23 protein-coding genes and 1 pseudogene are annotated in these 25,804 nt (G+C 48.8%); 4 read left to right on the top strand and 20 right to left on the bottom strand.

From position 1 onward, the window contains the following. Window positions 1-16: 16 nt before the first annotated feature. From E1757_RS22550 to E1757_RS22520, 7 genes are all read right to left on the bottom strand, one after another. The gene (locus E1757_RS22550) at window positions 17-859 is read right to left on the bottom strand and encodes an alpha-D-ribose 1-methylphosphonate 5-phosphate C-P-lyase PhnJ (protein ID WP_133232337.1); all 843 of its coding nucleotides are present in this window, start codon (window positions 857-859) and stop codon (window positions 17-19) included. A 28-nt stretch (window positions 860-887) separates the two neighbouring features. Beyond that, window positions 888-1,994, bottom strand: coding sequence for a carbon-phosphorus lyase complex subunit PhnI (locus tag E1757_RS22545; protein WP_133232335.1), 1,107 nt, complete (start codon window positions 1,992-1,994; stop codon window positions 888-890). 4 nt (window positions 1,995-1,998) lie between these two features. Beyond that, window positions 1,999-2,592 (bottom strand): phosphonate C-P lyase system protein PhnH, encoded by a 594-nt coding sequence (gene phnH / locus E1757_RS22540; RefSeq protein ID WP_133232333.1) that lies wholly within the window; start codon window positions 2,590-2,592, stop codon window positions 1,999-2,001. A 20-nt stretch (window positions 2,593-2,612) separates the two neighbouring features. Further along, entirely contained in the window at window positions 2,613-3,038 is a 426-nt protein-coding gene (phnG, locus tag E1757_RS22535; RefSeq protein ID WP_133232331.1) for a phosphonate C-P lyase system protein PhnG, read from the bottom strand. Between the two features lie 102 nt (window positions 3,039-3,140). Continuing rightward, window positions 3,141-3,842, bottom strand: coding sequence for a GntR family transcriptional regulator (locus E1757_RS22530; RefSeq protein WP_133232329.1), 702 nt, complete (start codon window positions 3,840-3,842; stop codon window positions 3,141-3,143). 19 nt (window positions 3,843-3,861) lie between these two features. Further along, window positions 3,862-4,494, bottom strand: a complete 633-nt coding sequence (locus E1757_RS22525; RefSeq protein WP_133232327.1) for a DapH/DapD/GlmU-related protein — start codon at window positions 4,492-4,494, stop codon at window positions 3,862-3,864. After that, entirely contained in the window at window positions 4,491-5,360 is an 870-nt protein-coding gene (locus E1757_RS22520; RefSeq protein ID WP_133232325.1) for a PHP domain-containing protein, read from the bottom strand. The genes E1757_RS22525 and E1757_RS22520 overlap by 4 nt, the downstream gene beginning before the upstream one ends. A 484-nt stretch (window positions 5,361-5,844) precedes the next feature. On the opposite strand from E1757_RS22520, the pseudogene E1757_RS37275 reads away from it, so the two are divergent. Further along, window positions 5,845-5,983: pseudogene (locus E1757_RS37275) on the top strand (glycerophosphodiester phosphodiesterase family protein); the annotation flags it as partial. Window positions 5,984-6,007: 24 nt separating this feature from the next. Here the strand turns inward: E1757_RS37275 and E1757_RS22515 are convergent. The 4 genes from E1757_RS22515 to E1757_RS22500 all read right to left on the bottom strand — a co-directional run bounded on the left by E1757_RS22515 (window position 6,008) and on the right by E1757_RS22500 (window position 12,824). Continuing rightward, the gene (locus E1757_RS22515) at window positions 6,008-6,430 is read right to left on the bottom strand and encodes a VOC family protein (RefSeq protein ID WP_133232323.1); all 423 of its coding nucleotides are present in this window, start codon (window positions 6,428-6,430) and stop codon (window positions 6,008-6,010) included. Window positions 6,431-6,522: 92 nt separating this feature from the next. Further along, window positions 6,523-7,332 carry a helix-turn-helix transcriptional regulator gene (locus tag E1757_RS22510; RefSeq protein ID WP_133232321.1) on the bottom strand — a complete coding sequence of 270 codons (810 nt, stop codon included), beginning with the start codon at window positions 7,330-7,332 and terminating at the stop codon, window positions 6,523-6,525. A gap of 135 nt (window positions 7,333-7,467) precedes the next feature. After that, entirely contained in the window at window positions 7,468-9,540 is a 2,073-nt protein-coding gene (locus tag E1757_RS22505) for an Ig-like domain repeat protein (RefSeq protein WP_133232319.1), read from the bottom strand. 158 nt (window positions 9,541-9,698) lie between these two features. Further along, the gene (locus E1757_RS22500) at window positions 9,699-12,824 is read right to left on the bottom strand and encodes an ATP-binding protein (RefSeq protein ID WP_133232317.1); all 3,126 of its coding nucleotides are present in this window, start codon (window positions 12,822-12,824) and stop codon (window positions 9,699-9,701) included. A gap of 206 nt (window positions 12,825-13,030) precedes the next feature. On the opposite strand from E1757_RS22500, the gene shc reads away from it, so the two are divergent. Beyond that, a complete protein-coding gene (shc, locus tag E1757_RS22495; RefSeq protein WP_181956677.1) occupies window positions 13,031-14,923 on the top strand; it encodes a squalene--hopene cyclase in 1,893 nt (630 codons plus the stop codon). A 69-nt stretch (window positions 14,924-14,992) separates the two neighbouring features. Here the strand turns inward: shc and sigJ are convergent, their stop codons facing one another. The 5 genes from sigJ to E1757_RS22470 form a co-directional block, all read right to left on the bottom strand. Beyond that, window positions 14,993-15,796, bottom strand: a complete 804-nt coding sequence (gene sigJ / locus E1757_RS22490; protein WP_246079426.1) for an RNA polymerase sigma factor SigJ — start codon at window positions 15,794-15,796, stop codon at window positions 14,993-14,995. A 37-nt stretch (window positions 15,797-15,833) separates the two neighbouring features. Then, window positions 15,834-17,144, bottom strand: coding sequence for a phytoene desaturase family protein (locus tag E1757_RS22485; RefSeq protein WP_246079404.1), 1,311 nt, complete (start codon window positions 17,142-17,144; stop codon window positions 15,834-15,836). Between the two features lie 125 nt (window positions 17,145-17,269). Further along, window positions 17,270-18,481, bottom strand: a complete 1,212-nt coding sequence (locus E1757_RS22480) for a multidrug effflux MFS transporter (RefSeq protein ID WP_133232313.1) — start codon at window positions 18,479-18,481, stop codon at window positions 17,270-17,272. Window positions 18,482-18,713: 232 nt separating this feature from the next. Continuing rightward, entirely contained in the window at window positions 18,714-19,067 is a 354-nt protein-coding gene (locus tag E1757_RS22475) for a hypothetical protein (protein ID WP_133232311.1), read from the bottom strand. A gap of 92 nt (window positions 19,068-19,159) precedes the next feature. Then, complete coding sequence (locus tag E1757_RS22470; protein ID WP_133232309.1) at window positions 19,160-19,693, bottom strand: helix-turn-helix domain-containing protein; 534 nt, start codon at window positions 19,691-19,693, stop codon at window positions 19,160-19,162. Window positions 19,694-20,276: 583 nt separating this feature from the next. Here E1757_RS22470 and E1757_RS22465 point away from each other — a divergent pair. Next, window positions 20,277-21,056, top strand: coding sequence for a MerR family transcriptional regulator (locus E1757_RS22465; RefSeq protein ID WP_133232307.1), 780 nt, complete (start codon window positions 20,277-20,279; stop codon window positions 21,054-21,056). A gap of 315 nt (window positions 21,057-21,371) precedes the next feature. On the opposite strand, the gene E1757_RS22460 is transcribed toward E1757_RS22465, so the two are convergent. Then, entirely contained in the window at window positions 21,372-21,659 is a 288-nt protein-coding gene (locus E1757_RS22460; protein WP_133232305.1) for a hypothetical protein, read from the bottom strand. A gap of 86 nt (window positions 21,660-21,745) precedes the next feature. On the opposite strand from E1757_RS22460, the gene E1757_RS22455 reads away from it, so the two are divergent. Then, a complete protein-coding gene (locus E1757_RS22455; RefSeq protein WP_133232303.1) occupies window positions 21,746-22,579 on the top strand; it encodes an alpha/beta fold hydrolase in 834 nt (277 codons plus the stop codon). A 356-nt stretch (window positions 22,580-22,935) separates the two neighbouring features. Here E1757_RS22455 and E1757_RS22450 read toward each other — a convergent pair whose 3' ends face one another. The 3 genes from E1757_RS22450 to E1757_RS22440 all read right to left on the bottom strand — a co-directional run bounded on the left by E1757_RS22450 (window position 22,936) and on the right by E1757_RS22440 (window position 25,737). Continuing rightward, window positions 22,936-23,817, bottom strand: a complete 882-nt coding sequence (locus E1757_RS22450; protein ID WP_133232301.1) for an AraC family transcriptional regulator — start codon at window positions 23,815-23,817, stop codon at window positions 22,936-22,938. Window positions 23,818-24,039: 222 nt separating this feature from the next. Continuing rightward, on the bottom strand, window positions 24,040-24,702 hold the full coding sequence (locus E1757_RS22445; RefSeq protein WP_133232299.1) for a FusB/FusC family EF-G-binding protein: 663 nt from the start codon (window positions 24,700-24,702) through the stop codon (window positions 24,040-24,042). A gap of 270 nt (window positions 24,703-24,972) precedes the next feature. Further along, window positions 24,973-25,737 carry an SDR family oxidoreductase gene (locus E1757_RS22440; protein WP_133232297.1) on the bottom strand — a complete coding sequence of 255 codons (765 nt, stop codon included), beginning with the start codon at window positions 25,735-25,737 and terminating at the stop codon, window positions 24,973-24,975. Window positions 25,738-25,804: the final 67 nt, after the last annotated feature.

Raw genomic sequence — 25,804 nt, 5'->3', positions numbered from 1 at the left:
CCTCTTTCTTATCTGCTTAGGAAGGCTGCTGATTCATACGCGCTAGGCAATAGCTCGTGTCGTTGCATTGATAGTACGTTTCGTCTGCATCCCGATCATACAGCTCATCCATAAAAACATCCGCAGCCCCACATTGCCTGCAGCGTTTGTCCGGAAAGGACTCCGGCTCGAACGGAACATCGTCAAAAGCCAAGGAAACCACTTGGGTATACGGAGGGACGGCATAAATCTTTTTCTCCCGCCCGGCTCCCAGCAGGATTAAAGCTTCGGAGCTGTTCATCTTCGGATTGTCGAATTTCGGTATGGGACTTGGCGCCATCACATAGCGGTCGTGCACCATTACCGGATGGTCGGCCCCGGTGGAGACCGTACGGTACTTCATAATTTGTTCGAACAGCATCAGCCAAGCCCCGCTGTAGTCTTTTTCCCCGTGCAGACGCTTCGTTTCCAGCTCACTGGATTCGTACATCCTCAGCGGCTCCGGCATTGGCACTTGCAGGACCAGAATTTGACCGGACGCAAGCGGCACCTCCGGAACCCGGTGGCGGGATTGAATCAGCGTGGCATCCGCGGTGTCATCGACCGCAGGGACGCCTGTCGTTCTATGAATCAGCTTCTTAATGCTGACGGCGTTAACCGATTCGTCGGAGCCTTGATCGATCACTTTGAGCATGTCTTTTTTACCGATCAGCGACAGCGTGAGCTGCATTCCGCCAGTTCCCCAACCGCGTCCAATAGGCAGTTCTCTCGAGGCAAAAGGAACCTGATAGCCCGGAATGGCAATCGCCTTCAGCGTGGCCCGGCGGATTTCTCTTTTGGATCCTTCATCCAAAAAAGCAAAGTTGTATTGGATTCGCATATGCTTGCTCCTTCCGGATTTTCTCTGCTTAATTCTTTCTTGTTTTGCGCACATCGTTCAGCTTCGATTGGAAGGTCACGTAGTGAGGCATTTTCAAATGTGAGATAAATCCTGTCGATTCCACAGAGTCGATATGATAAAGCACAAATTCCTCGTTTTGCGTCGGAATGGTCTTGTCGCCTTTCTCGAGGCTTTTGTCCAGAATGCTCATGGCAATAGCTTTCGTTTCATTTTGTCCGTAGCAAAGACCGTAACCGAAATCCAGGCTCAATTGTTTTTTGCCGTTTTCCTTTTCTACAGTTGCGGGAACGAGCATCTCGACTTCCGTTACTTTGATGTCCCCGATAAAATAGGACTCTTCCTCCTCATCGGAAGGGTGCAGCGGGCTGTTCACATAGACCGGAATCTGGCCGACACGCAGCTCCCCTACCGTAGGATGGACCATCCCATAGCCGCGAATAACCGCGTAAGCCAAGGAAGTCACCGCTCCCGTCTGTCCTCTTGTTAAAATTTGCAGTTTCTCGCTGCGGCTTGCCGGAAAAGTCAAGCTGGTCCGGGTGACATCGTCCGGCTCCGTCGGATCGAACGGGCAATCGGCAACGAGCCCTTCCTTTCTAAGGTAATCCAGCACCTTGGGGAACCGTCCGGACTGTGTTTCGGCTGACTTTTGCACTTCCGCTTCCTCCTCGAGGTTAAACGCCTGAAGCCACTTGGCGATGGTTTCTTCCGTTTCATCCAACAGATCGAAATCGAGCAGTCGATGGGAATAATCTGTCGATGCGCCTAAAACTTGTCCTCCCGGGATGTCTTTGAACGACGCGGAAATCCGTCTTTCCACGCGCATCTCTTCGGAACGGACCGTTCTGGAATAATGCTTTCTCGGCAATGTAGACCGGTACGCCCTCAGCAAAAAGACCGCTTCCTCCGGATTGCCCTCCGCCTGCTTGATGGCTAGAGCCGCAAGCTCCTCGCTGTACAGACTGCTCTCCGACATCACCTGATCGATGAGACCTCTCATTCCGGCTTCTATCGCTTCAACATCGAGGACTTTACCCCGCCGCAATCGTTCGTACTGAATTCGCTTCAACGATTGTTCAATAGCGCGTGTTCCGCCTTTGACCGCAACGTATCCCATCCGGCTAAACCTCCTCTTTCACAACCTGTGTCGTTCTTGGCAAAGCTAGCACCCGGTGGTTTGCATCCGTAAATAATAGATCCAAACCTAACGGAAACTCGGCATTTCGTTCTGCCCGCACGTCGACCCAATCCTCTTTCAGCTGCAGCCCCACATAAGCGGTATGCTGAATTCCCGGACCCGTCAGACGCAGCGTTGTTCCTCCGGATAAGCTTTCCGTTTCAATAATGACCGTGGCCGAGCTGTGCGGATCGTTCAACTCGCCGATTTTGACCGCTTCGAGTGTACGGAGCCATGCTCCCGGCGCCGCGTCGTTTAATACAAAAATGAAATCCGCTTCCTCCACATCCGCTTCTTTTGCATAGGTGAGCTGGTTGAGCATGTGGGCCGCCATCGCTTCCCTTTGCGATATTACCTTGAACGTCACTTCCGTATCGAGGAGCATTTGAGCCAAAATCAACGTTCCGGGCAAGAGCGCTTGATCCCGCTCCAGCTTGCCCGCTTCTTCCGAGAGGTCAGAGATCGTTCCCGGCCTTGACATGCTGTCGACTAATTTTCGATATGCGGTTTGGATGTCGTGAACCATATCCAGCTTCATAGGGATACTCCTTTCGATCTTCAATCGGTGTCCATCGTTTCAAAATCGACTTTGGTCCGCAGCACTTTCGCCTGGAATGCCGCCCGTTCTTCCGCAAGCCTGCTGCTTTCCGCCTCTAAAATAGCCGACCAAGCCATCGTCTCTTCCAACCCGGCGGCATAAGCCGCATCGATAATTGCGAGGTCGCAGGCTTTCTCCGGTTCATCCCCTTTGACCATGCCTACACCAATCTTCCCCGAGACTCGAACCTTGCATTCGGTTACCAGCACCTCGCCCAGATAAAACTGGCTTTTCTGTGCGGTTTCTCTCACCTTGACCATAACTAGACCATGATTCGGTTCCTCAATTACCGCAACGTCGTAGCGGCTCTTGATCTCGCCTGCCAAAGCCGATACGATATCGGGCGAACCGTTAATCAACATTTCTGTTCTTTGCTTACGCTTCAAGTCCGAACCTCCTGCCTCCTGAAAAATTGTTCCGTTCCCAAAGCTCACTCTATCTTGTTGCCAGGCTAACGGCGGTTAAGTTTGTGTAAATGAAACATGCCTTTAAATGACATATGTGAACAAGTCTCCACGGTACATAATTTTGCTGTATTCCAGCGTCCGGCCCGACACTCCGTCCTTAACATCCGACTCCAGAACGAGCAGGGGAATCAGGCTTGAGCAGGCCAAAAGCTCTCTCTCATACTTGGACGGATACGTTAACCTGAGCATCGTTTCGGCAGATTGAAAGTCATGATAACCTTGGCTTTGGTAAAATTCGAACATCGAGGTAATGCCCCCGCCGATGCTCCCGATTTGTGGAAACTGCGATTCGGCGACATAAGAGATATGCAGAGCAATTGGACGGCCTTCAATGATGCGCAAGCGGCCGATTTTATATACACGATCCTCTTCATTTATTCCGAGCGACTCGTAAATCTTGTTATTAAACTCGATAATCTCGTTGAAAATATTTTTCGACTTGTAATCAAGCCCAAGCTCGGTCATTTTTTCACTAAAGCTTTTGCCGGCAGACAGCGTCAGGGGAATGCGCAGATTCCTGTCCTGAACAAAGCTGCCCTTACCCTGTTTGGAGTAAATATAGCCAAGCTCCTGAAGCCGCTCATAGGCTTTACGGGCCGTCATACGGGGAACTTTGAACCGATCCGCCAGTTCGTTTTCGGACGGTAATTTATCATCCGGTTCATACTTGCCCGATTGGATAGCTGCAATAAGATGATCCATAATATCCATCTCTTCAGACATGCCGGTCACCTCCGGAAATTTAGCCGTATTTTTTGATAAAACCGGCAATATCGTTCAGCTCGTAGAACCTTTCCTCCAGCAGGTCGCGAGGCCACTCCCACCAGGCAATTTTGAGCAAACTATCAATCACATCCTGCGAGAAGCGCTTTTTGATCGGTTTGGCCGGGACTCCCACTACTACCGTATACGGTTCGATGTCCTTTGTAACAATGGCTCCGGAGCCGATGACTGCCCCGGTGCCGACGTGTACCCCCTTCATAATAATCGCCCCGTGACCGATCCAGACATCATGACCGATGGTGACACGGTTGTTTCTTCGCCAGTTAAAAATATCCTCGTCATTCGTCTCGGCAAATCCATAGGAAGCACGGCGGTAAGTCATATGATGCTGCGTGACCCGGTCCATCGGATGGTCAACCGGATTGATGCAGACATGCGAGGCGATCGACGTAAATTTGCCCACCTCGGCATAATTTATTGTCACATCATCCATCGTGTAGGTATAATCCCCGATTCTGGATTCAATCAGCTTATTGTTGGGACCGATCGAGGTCCACTCCCCGGCGAAGCTGTTCAAAATATGGCTGCTCTTATGAATGCTGGGCTCGGACGATAAAGCAGGCCGGGAACCGGTTTGATGAATTGGCTTCATGGATTAAACACTCCTTTTAACACCCGTTTCCGTTCCTGCAGGGCACGCACTGCATTCAGACCGGGATTTTTGCTCCCTAACGTCACATCTTTTTCGCCATAGAAGCCATGAAAATCTGAGCCTCCGGTCATGATCAGACTAAACTTTGCAGCAAATTCCTGCGCTTTGGCCTCATCTTCCGGCCCGTGCAGCGGATGCCAAACCTCGATACCCTGAAGACCGGCTTCCACCAGCTCATTCACAGCTTCAAAATTGCGGTATTGACCGGGATGCGCGAGTACGGGAACACCGCCTGCCTGCAAAATAACACGGATCGCATCTTTCGCGTCGACATACTCCATAGGCATATAGGCAATGCCCGGTTGTTCGTCGTCCTGGCCTCGGGAGAACAGCTTTTTATATAATTCGCCATAAATGGACTCCGTGTAGCCCTGGTCGAGCAGTGCATGCATGATATGCTGCTTATAAACGCCTGTTCCGCCTTCGGCGTACTTCAATACATTTTCCCATGTAATGTCATATCCGGCTTCGATCAGCCGATCGACCGCCGTACGACAACCTTGATGGCGTCTCTCCAGCATCGGTTTGCATAAGGACTCAATCGCCTGATTCCCGGACTCGATATAGTAACCAAGAATGTGGATTCTACGGCGTCTCTCAAAATCATAGCCCGAAATTTCAATTCCAGGGATGATCTCGACGCCTCTCTTCCTGCCTTGTTCCATCATTTCATGGAGATCCCGCGTCGTATCGTGATTCGTTATAGCCAAATAGCCAATATTTTGTTGGACAGCAAGCTCCAAAATTTCATCAAAGCTGAAGGAACCGTCAGATAGCTTCGTATGGCAGTGCAATTCCGCTTTCATAAAAGCCTCCTTGATGGAATGGAATTAATTGTAATTTTTGGTGAGCAGGATTGGATTGTTCTCCTGCATTTCAATTTCGTATCTAGAAACAAGTCTAACTTGATGCCAAGTTACAAGGGTCAATACAATGTAATGACCAAGTGAAGAAATTGTAAAACCTGCCGAAATGAGCATTTGCGGTTTGGAATAGTAGTAAGGCAAGCGGCGCCCTTCAAAGCCGTTGGGACTCGGACATAAGCGCTTCAGTATTGGTCGGATTGTTTATTCATACGCTTATCCGCTATGCTTCGAACATTAATGAAGCGGAAATGATGGAATCCATACGACAGCAGTTGGATGTAGTGTGGGGAGGAATTACAAATGAATAGAGTTAAAAAACGGTTCAAGAGCAAGATCGCCGTAATTTGTTTCGTGGTTGTTGTCCTCATCTATTTAAACAACAGCTCTCTGCTGGCAGAACGGCATAACGGAGAGCCTCTATTGCTTGCTCATCGGGGGGGGGGGGGGGGGGTTGACGGCCGATGACATCAAGCGCCTTCCGGACGGCTACACCGGCGGCATTTTGGACGAACCGGATTGACCGGATCGCGCCTCTGTATCGAAAAGAAGGGGCGTACCGATAAGTTATCGATTCGCCCCTTTAGCTATCAATCCTTGATCTCCCATGCAGGATTCCAGACGATTTCCCATAAATGACCATCCGGGTCCAGGAAATGCCCGGAATATCCTCCCCAAAAGGCATCGTGAGCGTGGTCCGTTATAACGGCCCCTGCCTTCATGGCAAGCTCCATGATCTTATCCACCTCTTCTTTGCTGCCTACATTGTGGCCGATTGTCATTTCGGTAGAGCTTGGTGCCGTCAAAGGAACCTTCGTTTCATGAGACAAATCTTTGCGGTTCCAGATGGCGAGCTTGACGCCTGCCTGCAAGTCGAAGAAAGCAACCGCCCCATGTTCAAATTCTGTGCCAATTATACCTTCTGTCGGTAAACCCAGTCCATCGCGATAAAATGAAAGCGATCTTTCCAAATCATCCACACCCAATGTAAGTACCGATATGCGCGGTTTCATCGTTTCGTTAGTCCTCCCGGAATCGTTATAATCATTTGCTTAACGTAATAATCGCCTATTTCAATCCATTATACTTGTAAAAAACGGACAATCTATCTAAACACTTGACCGGGCGCCAATCCGTAAAAGCGTTTAAAGCTGTTGATCAAGTGGGATTGATCGAAATATCCGTATTTTACAGCGATATCCGTGAAACGTGACGGCGCACCATGATACAACTCCTGTAGCAGACATTGAAATCGAATGATGCCTGAAAGCTCTTTCGGGCTGACGCCCAGTTCCTTTTGAAAAGTTCTTCTTATATTTCTTTCGCTGTAACAAAGCTGTTCCGCCAAATCGCGAATCGGCATCATTCCTTGACTTGCATATATATACTGCATGCTCGACTGCAGCAGCTGATCTGAATTCGTCTCGTTTTGAAGCAAAGCTTTCGACAAAAAGGATTCCACCCGTTCAATCATTTCCGATGTCCCATCGGCCGATATGACTTGCTCCGCAATAGCCCCCGCTTCTTTCCCCCATATGTCTTCAAGAAGCACATGGTATCCGGTCAATTCGGAGACGGGATATATGAAAAATCGGCGTACGTTCTCCGAATAGAAGCGAATGCCGAACAAGGAATAACGCGACTCAAGGTTCATCGCTGCAAACGCGGTCATCAATCCTGCCACGAACGCTCCTGTGGAAAAAGAACGTGCTCTCAGGTCAAAAATAATATCCGCGCATCCATCCGGGATAATGCGGTGCAAATAAGGCTGATCGGTAGCATCGGCGTCAATGGTCCAATAACAAGCAACGTAAGGTTCCAGGCTCTTGCCTGGCGGAAATTCCCGGTACCGGAAATGGGCATCCATCCGTTCGCTTTGTAATGCAGACGGCTGCAAAGGAGAATAAGCTAGCATATTCGTTCCCGCTTCCTTTTAAAATCATAGAATCAACCTATTATATTTGATTTTACCTCATCATCCCGATGATTACGAATAAGCGCATTCGGGCCGTTCAATGCCCGGCACCCATTCCGCGGCGAGTGTCGATCATCAAGATCCGGGCAGAACTACGCTTGGTTGTAACAGACCCAGGAAATTTCTAACGTCCAAACTATTAAATATGCCATCGCCGTAAATATCAAACCTGTATGAAATCCCTTTTGTTGCTTGGCCGATATCGATCCTGCCGCTGGCAAACCGGAAAATAGCGACGGAATAAGTCTGAAAGGAGGCGCCATCTTGGGCGATTACGTTTACTGTAATGTAATTGATTCCGTCATGAAGCAAAATCGGTTCGCTAGACTGACCGCTGATGACAGGCTTTCCATTGACGGTTACTGTTTCGTCATGATTACCGGTCTTGGGAATTAACGCTACGCTATCGACGCTATTCGCAACCGTGGCCGTGTAGCTTGTTGTACCGCTGTTGAAGGAACGGCTGAATGCCGCACCGTCCAGGATTAAATCTGCGAGCTCTATACTGCTTGATTTGCCACGCGTCACATTGATGACATAAGATTTTTGCGTCATGCCGTCTTGCGCGGTAACCGTGACCTGGATCGGATTGCCGCCCACATTCAGCGCAACCGGTACTCCTGCCGTACCGTATACTGCTGCATCGACGGTTTGGCCGTTAGCCGCAACGACGGCATATGCGTACGGATTTTCCAAGGCGGGAATGACCCTTACGCTGTAAACGTCATAAGTTACTGCGGCTTGGTACCCTACTGTTCCTGACTGAAAGGCGGGGCTCAAAGTCGCGCCGGATAACGTCAGCTCTCTTAAATTTGCATTGCTATGCGGCAGTATGTTTAATGGATAAACAGCGGAATTGCTGCTTTTAAAATTGGTGCTGCCTGTATACGCCGCGGTAATGGAATGACTGCCTACAGACAGGAGCGGTAAAGTTATATCCGCCGTTCCGTCCGGCTTAAGGGCGGCTGAGCCTTGAATTTGGCCGTCGATTTTTACAATTGCATTACCGTTAGGAACGTAATTTTCAACAGCCGTAACTATTACCTTCAATGTGACGGTATCGCCATAAAATGACTGGGTTGCTGGGCCTGAAACAACTGTGGCCGTATCCATCGGACTTACGGTCTGGGATACGGATTGCGATACACTGGAAGCGTGATTGCTGTCTCCCGAATAGTATGCGGTTATCGTATGAACGCCGACAGACAGCGAGGAAATTGAAAATGGGGTCACTCCGTTTGCGTCTAAAGGTTTTGTATCCAGAACAAAATCGCCTTCTTTAAGCGTCACAGTTCCTGACGGGAGCGAACCGCCTGTAGATATTACGGTTGCGGTAAATGTCACCGTTCCGCCTGCTGCCGCCGAACTCGCATTTGACGTTAATGTTGTCGCAGTCGCAATCGGATTTACCGTTTGAGTGAAAATCGCCGATTCCGCGTTCGCGTGATTCGTATCGCCCGAGTAAACGGCCGTAATCGAGTGGATTCCGACCGGTAAAGATGAAGACGAAAATTGCGCTTGACTGACGGCCGCCTGCAGTGAACTCCAGCTTAACGTCACTTGTGCGCCGCCTTGTCCCCAAAAACTGACCGTCCGGGCAGTGGAATCGATCGTAATTTGATATAAATAGCGGGCCCCTGGCGCTTCCCACTGCCTGATGATATTTTTATGGGAATCATACTCGACAATTGCGAACGAACTCCTGTTGTCGTCGTAGCTGTATGCCTGGAACGTATAGCCCCCGGAAACCACAACAGGGCATGGAGTCGGGTTAAAGCTATTCGGTCCGTCGTAGCAGGATTCCTTGAGGCCCGAAGGAATGGGCAGCCCCGATGGTGCTGTCGCTACCGTCGGATAGCTCGGAGTCAGTGCTACAGTTTGCAAAGCTGTGCCGCCATTCATAAAAGTAACGGTGCCTTCCGGGTAAATGTTCCCTGCCGAAGTATCCGTTACGGTTGCTGTAAACGCAACGGGATTCCCATAAGAAGTTGACCCGGAATCTCCGGTCAAGGAAATTTCGACCGGAGTCGTGCCCGTTCCGGCAGCTTGTCCCGTATCGGGATAACCCGAAAACAGGAGTGCGAAAAAGAAAGCCGAGCATCCGAGCAACATTGAGGATTTAATGAAATAGCGCATGATTTGATTCATCGTAAAATTAGGCCCCCTCTTTACCGTACTTGCTAAATTATACTATATATCCGGCGCTGACAGTAGAAAACCATGCGGCCTCGAACGGACGGCTCATTGCAAATCCAACCCGCCGCTCCGAATAGCGGCCGCTTCTATCGTCTTGCCGATAAATTCCCTTATTCGCGATGACTCGCAGCATACATCGGCGCCCAAATCGGCTCTACCGGAATATCGAAGGAAACCTTGGTGCCTGTTCCTTCCGTACTTTCAATCCGGATGCTGCTTCCATACAGAAGCTTGATGCGCTGGCTTATGTTCCGCAGCCCTATGCCTTTCCTTTCCGCATCCGGATTCATTATTTGTTCCAGCTTTTGCTCGCTCATGCCGACTCCATTGTCCTCCACGACAAAGCGAATCGCGGTATTCGCATGCATTTTTATCGATACGCTTACCTTTACCCCGAGTACATTGGACATCAGTCCATGTCTTATGGCGTTTTCAACCAATGGCTGCAAAATGAGCGGGGGAATCCGGTTATCCAGATTAGCGTCTACATCGTATTCCACTTGCAGTCTGCTTTCAAACCGCGCCATTTCGATGTGGACATACGCATGTACGAGCTCCAGCTCCTCCTTTATCGTCGTGAACGAATCCAACTGCTTGAAGTCGAAGCTGCTTCTCAAATATTGCGATAACTGCAAAGTTAAGTCCTCAGCCTTTTGCGGCTCGTCGATACATAGCGCGGCGATGGAATTCAAAGCATTGTACAGAAAATGAGGCTTGATCTGGGAACGCAGGAAAGCAATTTCCGCAGCCTTGGCGTTTTTCACGGAAGCTTTCAATCGGGTCAGACTTCTAACGCGCGCCATTAATTCCTCCGCTTCAAACGGTTTGCCGACAAAATCATTCGCCCCGTTTTCCATCGACACGATCACATCGGCCGCTCTGTTTTTGGCCGTCAGCATCAGTACCGGCAGTTCAAAAGGAGAGAATCGCTCCCGGAGCGCGTTCAGCACCTCGTAGCCGGACATGTCGGGCATCATAATGTCCAGTACGACCAGGTAGAAGTCCGTCGGCCCGGATAGCACGTCCAGCGCCATTTGCCCGCGGTTGACAACGACGATCGAATATCGTTCCAGCTTGAGCAGGTTAATCATCGATTGAAGGTTGGCGAAATCGTCGTCCACCACGAGGATCGGTTCTTTGTCCCCCTGGATATGGACCGGATACTGCGGGTGGGCTATGCGCACTTCCTTAAGGGGCGGCTCCTTGTCCGCCGCTTGCCTCTTGATTTTGCCCGGGGTCTCGCTCGCCGCCGGAAGCGTAAAGCTGAACACCGAGCCTTCCCCGAGGCTGGATTCGACGCGAATGGCTCCGCCCTGAAGCTCAACCAGCTTTTTGGTGATGCTCAATCCGAGTCCGGTTCCGCCATAATTTTTAGTTTCGGAGACATCCGCCTGTTCGAAAGCGTTAAATATAGACTCCTGCAAATGCGCCGCGATCCCGATACCCGTATCGGTTACACGAACCTCAACCATGTCCCGGATAACGACGGCATTGATGCTGATGGTGCCGCTATCGGTGAATTTAATCGCATTGCCGATCAGGTTATGCAAAATCTGAATCAGCCGATTGCCGTCCGCATATACCGCAGGCATATTTTCCGCGATCCCGTTAACAAGCGTAATCCGCTTTTCTCCCAGCAGAAACGAATGGATCCGGATGACCGAATCGACGACCGCTTTCAGATCTATGCTGCTTTTATGCAGGGCGATGTCCCCATGCTTCATTTTGGAATAATCGAGCAATTCGTTGACGATATGGGTTAATTTTCTTCCGCTCCCCATGACAATGGCAAGGTTCTGCGCCTGCCTTTCGTTCACAGGTCCCTCAACTCCCTTGAGGAGCGTATCGGTTATGCTCACAATGGCATTCAAGGGCGTCTTCAGCTCATGGGAAGTATTGGACAGAAAATCGTCTTTGATCTTATCCAGTTGGAGCAGCTGATTTTTCATTTCGTCTATCGTATGGTAAGCCTCGAAAAAACGAAAAGCGATCAAAAAAACCATGATGAGGTTAAAGGCGACAATATAAATTTGCCCGAGCCACAACGTTTCTTTTAAAGAGAAAGAAAACAGGATCAGGTCGATGGAGTACAGCGTCATACAAAGAATAGCCATGAACAACAGAAAAGACTTCAAGCGGTCGGATTCGGCGCTCTTGATATACAGCACGGCAATCCGCAGCAGCAGCCAAATCGTCAACGACTCGTATAAGGCGATAATATAGGATTGGATGGCCGTATAAGTGGAAATGGGCAGAAAAGCGACCATCACCATATAGCCGCCCAGCACAATGGCGACGATTTGCGTAAATTTTAATGAAATAATATTTTTTTTCGCTTGATAAAAAAAGACGGCCAATACGATAAAACAGGCGAATGAGAAAATGTCTTTCGTTTTAAATATCGCTTCGTACGAAAATCCGTGCAAATAGAGCAGCAGCGGCCGCTCGCCAATCATCCCGTTATACACTGCATACAGCAAGCAGATCAAGGCATACAGCAGCAAAGAGTAATCTTTCTTGCGATAAAATGCCGCCGTCACGAAGCAGATGACGTAAATAAGCGCAAGCGTGGCAAGAATGGCAAAAATGCTCAGCTCGCGCGCCTTGCTCTTCTGCTGAAAATCCATCATGGCTGATTGCTCACCGAAATAGATGGACACCGGAATGCCTGCATTCGCATAATCATAGTTGGCGACCTGTATAATAATTTCCAAATCGCCCTTTTCAGCCGAAAAAAAGCCGATTTGCGAAACATTGCCGGGCTCATATTCCGCCGCATTCCCGGAAGGCTTGCCATCCTCAAACAGCTTATGGCCATTGGCATAAATCGCGCTCGAAAAACGAATATTGGTCTTTTTTAAGGCAAACGCCCCACTTGAAGGCACATTTTTCAGCACCATCCGGTAAGTGGCGGAGCCGTAGGCGGGCAATGCCTGGCCGTCGACGATTTTGCCGTTCCACACGGAGGGCACCTTCATCATGGCGGGGGTAATGGGCTTGTCTGTTCCCGGCTGCCTGAAGTCTTCGGGAGTCAATAATCGGTTCCAATAAAATTCCCATTCTCCGTCCAGCTTGATTCTCCTGTCCTGTTCATAATTCCACGAAGACAGATCCATGACGCCATGGCGAACCTGCAAATCTTTCGTTTGTTTATCTCTATCCATGAAGATAGACAGCGGAATTAAGGAAAAAGCAAGCAAGCCGATCAGACAGACGATCAAAGTCCTTTTGAACACAAGTACACCCCTCTAATAATGAAAAAAATCGTTCGAGTCGAGGCCGGCCACAAACTCGCTGCCCGTCGAAATGTATTCGACGAATTTGCTTCTAATCCTCCTTCGCCAGTTTCTGATACCCACTTTGCTTGCCAAATAACTTCACCCTCATTTCCTTTTACCGACGATCATATAATGTTGAAAATGACTTCGGAGGTACCGATGTGATGAGCTCTATGTCTAGCGAAATTCATGAGGAAATCCGTCGACTGACAACAGCCCTTATTCAGCAGCAGCAGCAAGACGGATCTTGGCGCTTTTGTTTTGAGAATGGGACAACCATAGATGCATACGTGATCATTCTCCTTCGAACGTTAAATATTCAGGGGAACGAAAACCTTGTTCGGCAGCTGCATGATCGAATCCTCATTGAACAGCAGCCCGAAGGATCATGGAAATTGTTTCCAGACGAGGAAGAAGGAAATTTGTCCGCTTCGGTTGAGGCCTACTATGCCCTGCTTTATTCCGGTTACAGCCGAACGACGGATGAACCGATGCGGCGCGCGAAGCGTTTTATCCAAACGAAGGGCGGTCTTGGAAAAGTCACGAGCATCTTGACCAAGGCTATCCTCGCCGCTACCGGACATAGCAAATGGCCCGCCTCCATCTCATCCATTCCGCTGGAGCTGCTGCTCCTCCCTGCTTCTTTTCCAATCAGCTTCTTTGATTTTTCGGGATATTCAAGAGTCCATCTCGCCCCTATGCTGATCATGGCCGATCGGCATTTTTCAATAAAGACCAGCCACGCTCCTGATCTCAACGATCTTCATGTCGACCGTAATGACACGGACGAACAGCTCCCCCGGGAATTTCATGAGACTCTTGACCGTATACAAACCGGACTAAACCGGCTTATCGGCACGCCCCGTTACATTCATGAAGCAGCCCTGACAAAGGCCGAGCAGTTCATATTGCAGCGGATTGAATCGGACGGAACCTTATACAGCTACGCCAGCAGCACAATTTTGATGATTTTCGCTTTGCTTGCTCTCGGGTATGACGGACAGCATCCTCTCATCGCTCATGCCGTTCAAGGCATCACCGCAATGCGCTGCAGCTTTGACGGCAAAACGACGATGCAAAACTCACCCTCTACCGTGTGGGATACCGCTTTGCTTGCCTACGCGATGCAGGAAGCCGGGATTGCCGATGACCATGCGGCGATTCGGAGCGCTGCTGCTTATCTGCTTTCCAGGCAGCAGCGCAAACCGGCAGATTGGAGTCTTCATAATCCTAATATTACGCCGGGTGGATGGGGGTTCTCCGAAACCAATACCATCAACCCGGATGTGGACGACACGACTGCCGCTTTGCGTGCAATCAGAAGCTTGTCCCGTACCGATCCTTCCTACCGGGATTCGTGGAATCGCGGACTTAATTGGGTCCTATCCATGCAAAATGACGACGGAGGCTGGCCCGCTTTCGAAAAAAACACAAACAAACAAATGCTCACTTGGCTTGCAATCGACGGCGCCAAATCCGCCGCCATCGATCCCTCGGAGGCTGATCTTACGGGGCGCGCCCTGGAGTATTTGGGGAACTTCGGCGGATTTGACATCCGGCACAAATTCATTAAAAATGGAACCGATTGGCTGATTAATCATCAGGAGAAGGACGGCTCCTGGTATGGAAGATGGGGAATCTGTTACATCTACGGCACGTGGGCCGCGCTAACGGGCTTAAAAGCCGCCGGCATTTCCTCCGACCATGAAGCTATGCAAAAAGGGGCCAAGTGGCTCTTAAGCATCCAGAACAGTGACGGAGGATGGGGAGAATCGTGCAGAAGCGACCGGCTTCTTTACTTCGTGCCTTTGGAGGAAAGCACGCCTTCTCAAACCGCGTGGGCGTTGGACGCGCTTATCGCTGTTCATTCGCGGCCAACTGCCGCTATGAATAATGGAATCCGCACACTTATCGGTTTATTGCGGGAAAACAACCGTGCGGCCTCCTATCCGACTGGTGCCGGTCTCCCCGGCAACTTTTACATTCATTACCACAGCTACCGGTACATTTGGCCGCTCCTTGCGCTGAGTCATTATATAAGGAAGTATGAGGGGTAAAAAACACGCCGCATTGGCGTGTTTGGATTTTATTTTATATGGTTGGTCTCTGATCCGCTTTCGATCAGCTTATATATGCCGCAGTTTATCCGGATTGGCTACGGAATAGATCGCTTGGATTTGATTATTTTTAAATGCGAAAGAATATACATATTGAATATTATCGGCTAACAGGATTCGAACCCCTGGCAGTCCATTCACGGTAAGGAAAGAAAACGTATAATTCCCCTCATACATGTTGAGTAAATTACGATGCAAGCCGATTACTTGATTGAATCCGGCAACAGGAATTTGCGCCGCCTTCACTTTGCCTCCGCCGTCCGAGTAGAAAACTACATTTTCACTGACCAGTTCAAGCATTTTGTTCGTATTTCCTTGTAAAAGAGAGTTCACAAATTCCTTGATTTGCGCCTCTGCCATCGAGATCGACGGGGTCTGATCAGGGTCGAAATGAATACTGCTTTTGGCCCGATGAAATATTTGACGGCAATTCGCACTGCTTTTTCCGATCATTTCCGCGATTTCTTCATACGAATAATGAAATATTTCGCGCAGAAGGAAGATTGCTCTTTCCACTGCGTTCAGCTGCTGCAAAAGCAAAAGGTACGCCGTAGAAATCGATTCCCGTTGTAAATAAACATCAGACGGGTCTCCTTCCAAAGTTCCTTTTTCGATCAGGGGCTCCGGAAGCCATGGCCCAACGTACAATTCCCGTTTTTTTGCCGACGAGCGCAAAAGATCCAGACAACGATTCGTCACGATTTTATATAGAAACGCTCTTTCGTTATGAATGGCAGCGGAATCGGGCAATTGATCATAGGCAAGAAAGGCTTCCTGTACAATGTCTTCCGCGTCCATGACACTCCCCAGCATCCGATAAGCTAACGAAAAAAGAGGCTTTTGATAAGTTTTATACAATGTCTCTGTGCTCATAATAGGGGGTTCGCTCCGTTCCCTCATGCGAGAGTATATGTTGTATCGCCCTTTTGGCGCTTGCCGTCGCAGCATCGACCAATAGTTCACCATGCGATGCCCATTCTCCTGCCACATATAATCCTTTAATTTCCGGAACAGCGGGGCCCGGGTTCTCTTGACGCTTCGTATGCATAAAATCATAACAAACCGTAATCTTGGGAAGGTATTGCTTTGCAACTAATTCGTCCTGCCAACCCGGTTGTACCAGATCCAAGGTTTGTTCCAGAGCCTGCAAATCTTTTTCCGGATCGGTCTCCTTTCCTTGATACTTGATCACGGATACGACTTGTGCGCCATCTTCGCTCAGGTAAGCCGCACGCGATTGATTGGAAAGAAAGACGGTCTGATCAATCCCGTACACAAATTGCTGTTTCGGTTTTGGGAGACGCCGCAAGGCCACATCCAAACAAGCGGCTGTGATTTCAATCGCTTGTTTTTTCCAGGTATGAAGAGCGGTCGCTTCTGCATGAGGCACCAGTTGGTGAGCGATTGCAGGCGAAGTGGTTAGTATGATATTTTTCGCTGGCACTTTCGTTCCGTCTTCACAAAGAACCTGCTGCACGATTCCGTTGTGATGATCGATAGAAATGACCTTGCTCTTCGTTATAAAGCGCACCCCGTAATCAGATGCTTTTTTCCTTAATTCATCGACCGCTGCTCCCCAACCCCGATCCAGGTACAATACGCCTTGAAGAGCGTTTTTAAGCTGCTGCAAAACAGGACCCGCGGCTTGCAAGTCAGGCGCCACCACATAACTTGCAGTACGCAGCAGCGCGTAAAATATATTTCGTACCATCGGATCCTGTACATTTCCTTCAATCCATTCACGGAGACTGACTTGATCATATCGATGAGTGTCCAGTTTTCCAAATTTCGCAAGCCAAGCGGCAAGCTCCACTTTGCCCTTCCAGGATAAGAGCGGCGTGGCGACTAACGATTTAACCCCCGTAGGTAAAACCGTTAATTTGCCATTCCAAATCGCATACCCGTCGATCGAAGGCTTGTTTCCTTGCAAACTCAATCCAAATTCGCGGAACGATGCAAGAGCATCTCCATGATATAACGCATGGCCGCCCAAATTGAAATATGCTCCATTTTTCTTATTGGACATAGCCCGGCCTCCCAACCGGTCCTGCTTTTCAATCACAATCGTTTGCTTTCCCGCTTTGGCCGCATAAATTGCAGCTGTTAAACCCGCTACTCCTCCACCCACAACGGCTACATCATAGAGTTGCATCTGAATCATCCCTTTCGGTTTTTGTACCCATATGACGGGGAAGGGCAGCAAATTGTGACACAAATAACGCTAAAAGAGCCAAAAAATAAAAACACCGGGAAAACCCGATGCTTTACGGTAAGCCGATATTCATTTTATTGCAGCCTTGCAAGCTTCGTTTGGGTTTTCTGCGCAAGTCCAAAGTAAGCAAGGAGTGCCAATAAGCTGGTCGATAAAATAATGATTCCCATTGGAACTGCAGTGTATTCACCTGCTATGCCGACCAACGGAGACGTACATGCTCCCAGCAGAAAAGGCAATAATCCAAGCAGTGCAGATGCGCTCCCGGCCCTTTGGCTTTGCGACTCCATGGCCAAGGCGAAGGAAGCCGTTGAAGTCATTCCGATCGACGCAACGAAAAAGAAAAGCGGAATAACTAATCCGAGCAGCGGGCCGTGCAAAACAATAACGGTTAACGCCGCAAGGCTGGACACGCTGGATAACAGCAGCCCGAAAACGAGGAAGCGGCGTTCCGAAACGACATGGCTAAAGCGTCCGACGACCTGGGAACCGATAATCAAGCTGATTCCATTCGATCCGAATAAAATGGCAAACCATTGTGGAGAGGCTCCGTATATATTTTGATATATAAAAGGAGTCCCGGATACATAAGCGAATACGCCTCCGATCATAATGCCTTGCGCAAGCGCGTAACCGATAAACTGACGATCTTTCAGCAGTGTTTGAATGCCGCTGAGCAGCTCGCCGAAGTTGCCGGAAACCCGATTCTGAACAGGCAATGTCTCCTTCAGATTGAAGGTTGCAAATATAACTAACGTCAATCCGATAATACCCAGCACTATAAAGACTCCCACCCATGTGGTGAACGATATAACGCCGCTACCTGCCACGGGCGCAATTAAGGGAAACAAATTGTTCACTAACATAAGCAATGAGAAAAACTTGGTTAATTCCGGACCGTTGTACACATCGCGAATAATTGCCCTGGAAATCACAATTCCCGCTGAGGCCGCGAAGCCTTGAACAAAGCGCGCTGCTATGAAATAAATAATATTCGGTGAGATGGCGCAAGCAAACGAAGCGATCAAATAAAGAATAAGCGAGATAATTATGGGAACACGTCTTCCATGAACATCGCTCAAAGGACCCATAATGATTTGACCCAAACCTAAGCCTATCAAGCAAGCGGTCAAACTAAGCTGCACCAGAGATGCCTGGGTTCCAAATTCGGCAGCTATTTGAGGGAATGACGGTAAATACATATCGATAGTAAGAGGACCCAGCGCCGAGAAGGCACCTAGAAGCAAAACAAGTCTAAGCCGGTTATGATTTTTTGTTGCGTGCATGTTTCCGGTTTCTCCCAACCACTTTTATATTTTGATCATCATGTTGACTGTTTAAATGAACTGCCTCCTTGTCAAAGTTTATTTGTTATATCCAGCATTCAGATCATGAATTGCAATGTATAACTAGCCAACTTGCTTCATTATAGACCGAGACGGCCAGAAATCCAACACCTTAACAGCAACTTAATCCGGATGCGGGCAAGTAACCGCTTTATTGTACAGATCATGATTTTCAGCCGGGGCAATGCTCCATAATATGATCAGCCAGTTGTTTCGGAGCTTCGCTCTGAATGACCACTTTGTCAAATTCGCATCCTTTCAAATCCAGTATGACTACATGATTCCCATCCCGAAACGATAAAAAGTATTTTTGTCCATTATATAAAAATTCCCCCGCTTTATAGCCATTTGGAAAATTAATGCCGGCTCTTTTTACAGCTTTCCATGGAAATTCAAAATGTCCCGCCTGTACGTTTTCGATTGAAGTGTAAGGAATCTTGATCTCCCTTCTCAAACTGGTAAGCGCCGTCCAGCCGGAAATATTAAATACGATTTCACTGTTGCCTAAATTAACTTGAACACCCATTCCATATCCCTCTCCTCTTTATCACTTAATTATATTGAATATGTCCGCCTTGATAAGCCCAATCCATTTGTACATTGGCCATTTCCTATTCTCTACGGCTGCTTTTGCGGCACAAACATACCGGCAAAAATTCTGGTCGTACGTTCGGGCGTCTTTTCGTATTGAAAAGCTTTTTCAATACAATCATTCATAGACGAAACCAACGCCTGAAATTCATCATCCGTCAAATGCAACGGTGTTTGCCAATAGGCAAAGCCTTCTTGTTTATATTGCTGGGGCGGCGTTTCCATCAGATAGGATGTTGCCTGCTGAAGCAGATTCGTATGAAATACCGAAAAATGACGAACGTTGTCCTCTTGTGAAATGGTTTCAACTTCATGTTCCGGAATCTGCAACGTTTCTTTCTTGACCGAAAAAATACGTTCCTCCGTGCCGGATACTTTTTTGGTATCGACTACCTCGACATGATTCTCCTCAAGCAAAAGCCTCATATGACGATATAAAGTAGCTTGAGGGATATCGCCCAATGTCTCGGCAAGCTGTGCGATCGTCATTGGCTTGCCCAGCAGTAATTTTTGTACAATCCGCATTCGAATAGGATGTAGAAGCAGATCGATTTTCTTCATTTCGTTTCCTCCAAATGTTTCATTATCATTTTATATAATGATAATAATTCATTTCTCTCTTTTACGCAAGTATGCGTCCAAGAACAGACTGCCCGCGATTTCAAAGCATATCAAAGTTCTAGAGCGAGCCGGTCTTATTTCGCGAAAAAAAAGAGCGCAATGGCGTCCTTGCAGCATTGAAACCAGTTCCCTCAAAAATATTTCCGATTGGGTCGACCACTATAGACGATTATGGAGCGGCAGCCTTGACGGCTTGGAGGCATATTTGCGAAACGTACAAGAACAATCCGGTAATTCAAGTGATGATCAAGAATGAACATACCGCAAACGCGCCGACGTGGATAAAATCTCAGAAGTCCAGACACATAATGTACCTCCAGAAATGCTTGCACCTATTCTTGAAAAATTCTTCGTCGCTAAACAATAGCTCATCAGTAAACTTATTCTACTCCACCATTATTGATTTGCCCGAGCGGGACTCCCACGTGAGTCGGTTTCACTGCCCTATCTTTAAAAAAACATGGAATAACACTCTTGCTAGTGACGCAACGTAACGTAATACAATTAACCCGAGGTGATCTCCATGAACAAAAATCACGAAGACTTGCTCACGGTCGGTGAACTGGCGCGAAAAGGCGGAGTGACGGTGCGTACCCTGCAATATTACAACAAAACCGGGCTGCTCACTCCAAGCGCATTCAGTGAAGGCGGACGCCGCTTGTATGGCAAACGGGATATCCTGCGCCTGCAGCAAATTCTCTTTCTGAAATCCATAGGCTTTTCCTTAGAGGATATCCGCGACAACCTATTGCCCACCGACTCGGCCTCAGAACTTTCGGAAGTCTTTGAACGCCAGAAAAATATACTCGTCCAACAGATCGCTTATATCCAGCAAACCGTAGACCGGTTGGACAAAATGATCAAGGAGGTCCGTCAAGGACAAGAAATCGGGATGGACCGATTGCTTTTTATCATGAGAGCGACGAGAACAGGCAATCCTTATGCGTTCATGAGCCGTCATATGGGTCAGGCGCAGATGGAGTTCATTTTTCAGCGCTTTAACGAGGAGGATGCGGCGGCTTTCAACCGAACTCTTCAAGCGTTTTCGGACAAACTCGTTGACCTGTACCGGCGAAAGGTACAACCGGAAGGAGCCGAAGGCCAGCAATTGGCCGACATGTGGTGGAGCCTGATGATGGAGGTGACCCGAGGTGACAAATCCTTGATTCCGTGGGTGTCCTCTGCCGTCATGCACGAGAGCAATTGGCCGCCAGGCTCCGAGGATTTGAAGCAAGCGACACTGTCGTTTTTGAAACAAGCCATTTTCGCTTATCTGAAGAATAACAATATTAACTTGTCCTGAAGACAGATCCATATTCATATAAAACTACTCGAAGAAGGATGTGAAGCTACTATGTCAAAACGACCGGATGTTAAGGCGCATTCCCGTCAAGCTTTGAAAAAAGTCCTCCCGAGCCTTACCTTCAATTGGCTGCTTCCCTTGGTTTTGTATATGGTGTTGAGCGGTTACGTGGCGACCGATACAGCAGCGCTCGCCATTGCCGGGGCCGCTCCAATTGTTTGGGTCATCCTACAGATGGCAAGTACTCGCCGAATCGATTGGATCGGGGTGCTGGGGGTTGCAGCCTTTGGCGTCGCCTGTCTAATATCGGCTTTATCAGGAGGAGGGTCGTTGCCGATTAAGCTTTATCATCGGCATCGTCGCTCTCGCCTCCGTCACGATCAGGAAACCTCTGGCGCTCATACTGATTCGTTCGCTCAATACAGGCGGCGATCCCGCGCGCTTCGACAGGCCTTCGGCTCGGCGAAAATTCAATTCGGCCACAGCCGTGTTCGGCCTCGTGTTCCTTCTTGACGGAATAGTCCACATCGTAATGGCGCTGTCGTTGCCGACCGGCGCGTTCATGCTCTGGTCGCGTATCGTTACCTTAGCCATGCTGGCCATGTTGGTATTGGCTGTCCGACATATTTTATGGGGCAAAAAAAGAGCATGAAGATCGTTACGTCCAATAACGAAAGGGGAATGTGACCATGAGCAGTACAGAAACAGCTACGTTATCTGTACCCGGAGCGAATCTTTCTTATACGGTTCGCGGTTCGGGCCCGGTCCTGCTTCTGATCCACGGAGGAAATGGCGATGCCAACGTTTACGCCGGTATCGCCGAGCATCTCGCCGAACGATATACGGTGGTCACCTACGACCGCCGCGGGTATTCGCGCAGCAAGCTTGACAATGCTGCCAAGGAGTACAGCTTGGAGACGCATAGTGAAGACATTCATCGTCTGTTGACGGAGCTAACATGCGAACCGGCTTACGTATTCGGCAGCAGTGCCGGCGCTATCATCGGACTCGAGTTGGCCTGCCACTATCCTGGGCAAATCCATACCCTGATTGCGCACGAACCTCCGTTAACCCATCTGTTGTCGGGCGATGAGCAAGTCCATGCCAGACACATCCAGGAAAATCTGGAGATCACCGCTCAGCGCGAAGGAATCGTTCCCGCGATCAGGCAATTCGCGACTCTACTAGGCTTAGACCAATCTAACGGCTCATCCGGCCGGCCGAATGTCGAGCAGCTTGAGCGTTTGTTGGCCAATATGAATTACTTCGTGATGCGGGAAGCTCCGGCCATCCGACGCCATACGCTGGATCTCGAAACGTTGAAGACAGTATGGAATGGCGCATCGATGCGAATAGTAATCGGAGGAGGCCGTGCTTCGTATGGGACTTTTCCTTATCAATGCGCGGTTGCGTTGGCCAGACAGCTGGGATTGGAAATCGTTGAGTTTCCCGGAAATCACCTCGGCTATGTCCATCAAAGTCAAGAGTTTGCCATGAGGCTGCATATCGCTTTGCAAGATTGAGTAGCCGGGAGGGATGCAAACGAAGTATGTGGACATGATCTAAGCAGGCTCTGCTTCGAATGATTTCCACTGCCTTTTGTTTGCATAACTCCCGTATGCTTTATCCGAGCTCAAGCGTAGCAAGATATCCGCGCGATATGCTTGCATAAATAACAACGGCTCACGTCATCGACGGACCCCCCCCCCCCCCCCCCCCGTGATCCGCCAATCTGGTTAAGTCCAAATACAAACAACCGATCCCAAGCGGATCGGTTGTTTGTATGATAGGTGACCCTTCGTGGACGGTTTAATGCCCGTTCGTATCGATACGAGTTTGCAGAAGAATGATTGCACTCATGCCGGCAAATGCTGTAAGGTCACAATCCATGTTTTTTCAAAACCGGTATCCATATCTCGCTTCGAAAAGTTGGAGAACTTACATCCTTGTGTTCGTTCCACAGTATTTCCGGGCCTTCTGCCAGCTCATAGTTGGAGGATGGGAACCATTCCGAGTATATGCGCCCCCATACATGTTGAAGTGTATCGGGAAATGGTCCGACAGCTTCGAATACAGCCCATGTTGATGCGGAAACATCGAGCTGCGTCATGTTTTGGGGACAGTCCTTCGTTGTTGCCACGCCGATATAATGATCCAGCTCTCCCTTTTCCTCCATTCGACCTTCGGAAAAGTTCGTGGACGCGCTTATCAGCCCCAATGGCTCGACATCCGAAATTTTCTTAAGATTATCGATCGCCTCAGCATCCAGGCTTGCCCACATAGAAGCGATTTCCGGATTCACCCCGTTGAAAATGATAGGCACCCTTTTTTTGATACCAACGATGCGAAAAGCTTCTTTTTCTTCAATACGATAGTTCATTTCGCTTCCTCCTTTAACCGATAGTTGGAAGGTCATCCGAGGATAGGCTTTAAGAGATTGACCATGATACCTGGCTTCCGACGGAGTTACACCGTGCAAGCTTTGGAAAGCTCTTGTAAACGAGTCTGCCGAGCTGTATCCATACTTAACCGCGACATCAATGATCCTTAGCTTGCTGTCGCCAAGCTCAAAAGCTGCAAGAGTAAGGCGTCTGCGGCGAATGTACTCCGAAAGCGTTACGCCCGCAAGAAACGAAAACATTCTCTTGAAATGATATTCCGAACAAAGAGCCCGTCTCGCCACTTCAGTATAGTCAATCTCTTGAGCAAGATTCTCCTCGATATAATGTAATGCTCCGTTCATATTTTTAAGCAGATCCATTATTGACCTCCCTCAGGTAATAGAATAACAGAGGCGGAACGTATCAATCCGACTTTTCATGCACAGTTTTGCAGGGCAATGAAATGGTATACAGGACAGCCCCTAAAGCAATATGTATGTTTCCATTATATTGCAAAGAGCCCGCCACTGATGGCGGGCTCCTACTGCTCTTATCCTTGCATATCCTTTCGTGCCGCGGCGTCCTTCGATACGAGAACCCAATTACGATTCATGGTATCCCGCTACCTCTCGAACGAACTTTTCCAATGCGGTAACGTCCGTGATGTTCTTGTTGCAAACGTCGCTGTTCACACACAAATAGTTGCCGATTGCCTTATAGTAATCAGGCGAGGCGTTAGCCGGCTTCGACTTCGAGATCGCTGAAAATAACGCAACGTCTCCGTGCCGATTGCACAAAAAGCATACGCCTTTATTTACCGGGGTATATCTTCCTTCGATGCCGATGACTTGACCGTTCAGATGATAGACGAGAAACAATTTATTTGTCGCGATGTCGACCCAGCCAAGATAAGTGACATAGCGGTAATCGATAGCGGCTAAATCGGGAACCTTCAGTTTTTTGATTTTGGGGAACAGCTTATGAAGCTGCTTTCCCGTCACTTGTGAAAATGGTATCAAATGAGGTTCCAATGCATGCAGATAATGATGGAATTGTTCCGGCTCGCGCAATGTCGAAATGTTCTCCAACGTTTGTAGTTGAAGCTCAGTGGCATTCGGGAACGCGGCTATAATTTTGGTTCGAGCGCTATATCTTACCGATTCCACCACTTTCGGATCGGAAACGGTATTGCTGGCTTGCTGCAGCAGACCGATCTGCTTTTTGAGCAAGTTATATTGATGGTTTCTAATAAATGGTTTGACCATTGCTTTCAGCCCCTTATTTTTTTATGAAAAAAAAAATAGGTGCAAAGCCCATTAATTAGAAACGATATAAGCTTTCTCAGGCGACATGTTAATGATAACCGTCCGCCCATGCAAAGTATCGCCCTAACGTCAGGCTTTGCATGAGCCGCTTCTTCTTCCGGCAAAATGATTTGCCATCTCTACCGACCCCCTTCACCAGCCATTATAAAGGAAAGCCAGCTTTAATTGCAATTCCAAAATCTAATAAACTTCCTTCCGTTTCAATGGGGATCAGAGAAACATGCCGCCGGAAGCCTCGATACGCTGCGCGTTCACCCAGCCCATATCGGCAGAGCACAAGGACGCGATAACCCCGCCGATATCGTCGGCTTCTCCGACCCTTCCTAACGCCGTTTGTGAGCCGATAAAATCCCGCACACCCTGATTGTTCTTCAAAGCGCCCCCGCCGAAATCCGTAGCGATCGCTCCCGGGGCGACCACGTTGACCCGAATGCCTCTGCGTCCCCATTCTTTGGCCATGTACTTCGTTAATATTTCGATTGCGCCTTTCATGGCCGCATAAGCTCCGTAGCCTTCAAGCGCAAAACGGGTCAAGCCCGTCGAAAGGTTGACGATCCTTCCGTTATCGGCAATGCGGGAAATCAACTTTTGTGTCAAGAAAAATACACCCTTGAATTGAACGTTCATCAAGCTGTCGAATTGTTCCTCTGTTGTGCTCGCAAGCGGAGCGTTCAGTCCGAATCCTGCATTGTTGATCAGAAAGTCGAAATGCTCTTGATTCCATATTTCTTTAAGCACGTTTGTCAGTTGGAATTCAAATGCTTCGAAAGAGGATACGTCACCCGTATCAAGTTGCAGCGCGGCGGCCTTCCGGCCATTTCCTTCAATTTCCTTGACAACTGATTCCGCTTCTTCCTTCCGTGTATGATAAGTGACGATGACGTCAATTCCTTTGCGGGACAGCGCGATAGCGGAATTCCTGCCTAGTCCGCGGCTGCCTCCTGTTACTAATGCGATCTTTTGAGCTGTTTCCATTGTGCACTCTCCTTAATGATATGATTGACCGCTTGATCATTCTAATTTTGTGGTCTATAGTAAGAGT

It is taken from the genome of Paenibacillus piri, from assembly GCF_004354045.1.
Classification (GTDB): domain Bacteria; phylum Bacillota; class Bacilli; order Paenibacillales; family NBRC-103111; genus Paenibacillus_S; species Paenibacillus_S piri.
The sequence above is the reverse complement of the archived record's forward strand: the minus strand, read 5'-3'. Positions and strand labels throughout refer to the sequence as shown.